Genomic DNA, 3,981 nt, shown 5'->3' with positions numbered 1-3,981 from the left:
GCACTTATCAGCTCAGTGCTGGCAGCGTTGTTCATTCGGATCGCGGTGGGCAGTACATCGGCAAAGCCTTCCGGCAAACGTTGGCCGATCATCGTTTTCGACAAAGTATGACGGGGCCGCCCGAGCGGTCGCCCTGATGATCCTTATGACAATGCATTTATGGAGTCCTGCTGGTCGAGGTTGAAAGCAGAGCTGTTTGAAAATGGCGTATTCAGGTCGTTAGAAGATGCCCGTATTGAATTGTTTGATTACATTGAATACTATTACAATCGAAAACGACGGCATTCGTCGTTAGGCAACATCAGTCCTGAGCAATTTGAGCACAACTATTATCTAATTTTGAATCAAAACTTGCATACTTGACTGTCGGGCTAAACAGGACCACCTCATTTAATTATACGACCTAGTAAGATTGATCCAGAAATAATAGAAATATTGCCAGTTCAAATTCTGACTAATCCACCTAAATTGAGTTGGTTATGAACTAACTAATCCTTCAGCCAGTTACTACCTAAACAGTAACTCACCTGTCAAGCGTATTTTCTCACTCGCTAGTATTCTGGTTGTTTTCGTAAGCCGCTCTATAAACCGACTTATCGTTTAGCTCCCTTCTTTTAGCCGGTCCGGCATTTTCATCTCCATTCCGTTTCCAGTTTAACTCAACGTTCTAAATTTTTCATTTCACGTCATCCGTATCGAGCATTTCTAACCAACACGTATTCTCATTAAGATCATCGGTCAACCGGTCTTTGGCTATAAACTAGCCACAAACAACCGATTGGTTGATCCGTTTGATCCTTGTTTCACTACTGCCTCGGCTTAGGCTAATCCCTGACTCGGTTCAGCAAACGCCTACTGACCATGACTACGAGTGATACCCGTGACCTCCCCGTTGAGCCAGATTTACTGTTAATCCGAAAGGCGTTGTCGATGATCTGCGGCAAATGGCGGCTCTACATTATTCTGGTACTGGGCGAGCAGACCCTGCGTTACAGCCAATTGGGCGAACAACTGCTCAACGTAAGCGAGAAAGTACTGGCTGACGAGTTAAAAGCGCTGGTCGCTTTGGGTGTTTTGCACCGGACGATCTACGCTGAAATTCCACCCCGAGTGGAATACACACTTACCGAAAAAGGCCGTTCTGCCTTACCTCTGCTGATGCAGATTCAACAGATCGGCCAACTCATCTCCTAACAGCATTTCATGGCAACCAAACTTAAATTCACCAATACGGGCCGATCCTCGTTTTTCGCTACCCTACGCGGGCGGGTCGATGCCTATTTTACCCAGCGGGCCATTTCGTCCCACGCCAATGGGGCCATGTGGGCCAAGGCACTCTTTTTCCTGATCGGTTACGCGCTGATCTATGGACTGATTCTGTCCAATCAGTTCGGTAGCTGGACAATGCTGGGACTAGCAGCTTTACTGGGCGTATTTGCCGCCTGCATTGGTTTCAATGTTTCCCATGATGCTCTGCATGGTGCCTTTTCGGCTCACTCCTGGGTGAATAAATTCTTAGGCGGCAGTTTTTATCTATTAGGCGCTAACCCCTACGTCTGGAAAATTACCCATAACATTGTCCACCATACCTTTACCAATATTCCTGGTCATGATGAAGACATTGAGGTGGCGCCGGGACTAGTCCGACTGGACCCAGAAGAGCCCCTGAGGCCCTGGCACCGCTACCAGCAATGGTATACGTTCCCATTGTATGCCCTGGCCTCACTCTCGTGGGTACTACGCAAGGATTACGTTAAGTTCTTTAAAAATCGGATTGGCCAGCACGACACGCCCCACCATCCCCGTCGCGAATACGTCAAACTGTTTGTGACCAAAGCGCTTTATTATGTTTTCTTTCTGGTGTTGCCCTTGGCCCTTCTCAGTCTGAGCTGGTGGCAGGTACTGATCGGCTTTCTGGTAATGCATCTGGCCGAAGGGCTGGCATTAGGGCTGGTTTTCCAGTTAGCCCATGTGGTGGAAGGCACTACGTTTCCCCTGCCGGACGAAACCGGGAACATGCACGATGCCTGGGCCATTCACCAGTTATACACGACGGCTAATTTTGCGCCCCGCTCAAAAACAGCCGCCTTCATCTGTGGGGGCTTAAACCGCCAGATTGAGCACCATTTATTTCCGAAGGTTTGCCATATTCATTACCCCGCCATTACCGCTATAGTCAAGCGAACGGCGCACGAATTTGGTTTACCTTATTTGGAGAATCGCAGCTTCGGCTCAGCGCTTTACTCCCATTTTCGCCTGCTGCAAACTCTGGGCCGACCCGCCTAGGACGTAACGCTATTCATGTACGTATCGAATCACTCTTTCATCTTCTTTCCGCATGGCTTCTCAACAAGACCTCGATTTCACCTACACCACTATTGATAAAATCTTTCGGCTGAGTATGGGCCAGACCGGCGATTATAGCGGAGCCCTGTACAACGGCGATTTTTCGCTCACGCTGGAACAGGCTCAGCGCCAGAAACACGAGTTCATCGCCGATAGTCTGCACATCAGTGCCGGTTCGCGGGTGTTGGATCTGGGTTGCGGCTGGGGGCCCTTTCTTCAATTCGTAAACCAACGGGGGGCTATTGGTCAGGGTGTAACGCTTTCGAAGGGACAGGCCGCAGCCTGCCGGGCCAACGGACTGGCGGTCGACATCAAAGACTGTCGTCAGATTACACCCGATGTTTACGGTCGGTTCGATGCCATCAGCAGCGTGGGAGCGATGGAACACTTCTGTTCGGTGGAGCAGTACCAAGCCGGTCAGCAGGATACGATTTACACCGACTTCTTTGCTAAACTGGCCGACTTACTTCCAGTTGGGGGACGGGCTTACATCCAGACCATGGTGTTCGGCAGGAACATGATTCCCTTCGAGCAGATCAGTCTGGATGCACCTAAGGATTCGCCGTCGTATGTCCTGGCGCTAATGATCGCCCAGTTTCCGGGTTCCTGGCTACCCTACGGACCGGAGCAAGTCATCCGTAATGCGCAGCCGCATTTCAACCTGATCTCGAAGAGCAGCGGGCGGCTGGATTATATTCACACCATTGGCGAGTGGCGGAAACGGTTTCGCGCTTTTAACCTACATAAATACGGCCTGTATGCTTCCTTACTGCCTAAGCTGTTAACTAGCAAAGCCTTCCGGGACTTGATTGCCGTGTTTCGGGTCAGCCCCAACCGGCTCTGTTTTCAGCAGGAAACGATGGAGCATTACCGACTGGTCTTTGAAAAAATATAATATCCTGATCTTCATTCCTGCATGGCCATTCGTGTTGAATTCATTCATCAGACCCACTGGTGTAATCAACATCCGGATGAGCAAGCCGGGCTGGTCGAATGATAGTGGATCGATACCCAGTTGGTCAGCCCATGATAAAACGAAAAAACATGCCCAAGAGCATGTTCTACCGATTCTATTCAGATTAATAAGATGATTTAAACTACCTCAACGTCGACCGCATTAATGCCTTTCTTGCCCTCAACCAAATTGAACTTAACCTGGTCATTTTCCCGAATTTGATCAATTAAACCGGAGGCATGAACGAAGATATCGGGTTGCCCATCCTTCGGACTGATAAACCCAAACCCTTTGAGTTCATTAAAAAATTTAACGGTTCCTATTTGCATTTTCTTACTTATTAAGATTTAGTAAAGTTAGGTTTGTTTATCGAGATATCCTACTGATTTTTAGGATATTCAAAAAAAATAATAGCGCATTATTCGATTTCTTGGGTTATACATAAATGTTGTAATATTTTTATACACAGGTACCATTGTTGCATATGCGCTAAACGGTGGTCAAATGCCCTGCCTATGACGGCCTCCCTGATTTTCATAAAAGTATAATCAGGGAGTGTTTTGGACAAGGCTTCTTGCATTCATTAGAGTGCCTTCAGACGCTATTTCCTGATTTCATAGGTTAGGATGGGGAATCATTAGCCTGCCACCCCTATGATGGTATGGATGCCCGAATGAGTG

The 3,981-nt window shown here is 48.1% G+C and carries 4 protein-coding genes and 1 pseudogene; 4 read left to right on the top strand and 1 reads right to left on the bottom strand.

The window, feature by feature from the left end:
* Nucleotides 1-141 precede the first annotated feature (141 nt).
* The 4 genes and pseudogenes from GK108_RS31575 to GK108_RS30835 all read left to right on the top strand — a co-directional run.
* Nucleotides 142-363: pseudogene (locus GK108_RS31575) on the top strand (IS3 family transposase); the annotation flags it as partial.
* 498 nt (nucleotides 364-861) lie between these two features.
* Nucleotides 862-1,194, top strand: a complete 333-nt coding sequence (locus tag GK108_RS30845; protein WP_163955457.1) for a winged helix-turn-helix transcriptional regulator — start codon at nucleotides 862-864, stop codon at nucleotides 1,192-1,194.
* A 9-nt stretch (nucleotides 1,195-1,203) separates the two neighbouring features.
* Entirely contained in the window at nucleotides 1,204-2,286 is a 1,083-nt protein-coding gene (locus GK108_RS30840) for a fatty acid desaturase family protein (RefSeq protein ID WP_163955456.1), read from the top strand.
* 52 nt (nucleotides 2,287-2,338) lie between these two features.
* Nucleotides 2,339-3,241, top strand: a complete 903-nt coding sequence (locus GK108_RS30835) for an SAM-dependent methyltransferase (RefSeq protein ID WP_163955455.1) — start codon at nucleotides 2,339-2,341, stop codon at nucleotides 3,239-3,241.
* 197 nt (nucleotides 3,242-3,438) lie between these two features.
* On the opposite strand, the gene GK108_RS30830 is transcribed toward GK108_RS30835, so the two are convergent.
* Nucleotides 3,439-3,630: a cold-shock protein gene (locus GK108_RS30830; protein ID WP_163955454.1), complete on the bottom strand. Its 192-nt coding sequence runs from the start codon at nucleotides 3,628-3,630 to the stop codon at nucleotides 3,439-3,441.
* Nucleotides 3,631-3,981: the final 351 nt, after the last annotated feature.

The sequence above is a fragment of the Spirosoma terrae genome, from assembly GCF_010435915.1.
Taxonomy (GTDB): Bacteria; Bacteroidota; Bacteroidia; order Cytophagales; family Spirosomataceae; genus Spirosoma; species Spirosoma terrae.
Note: the sequence above shows the minus strand (reverse complement) of the source record. Positions and strands in the feature narration are given on the sequence as shown.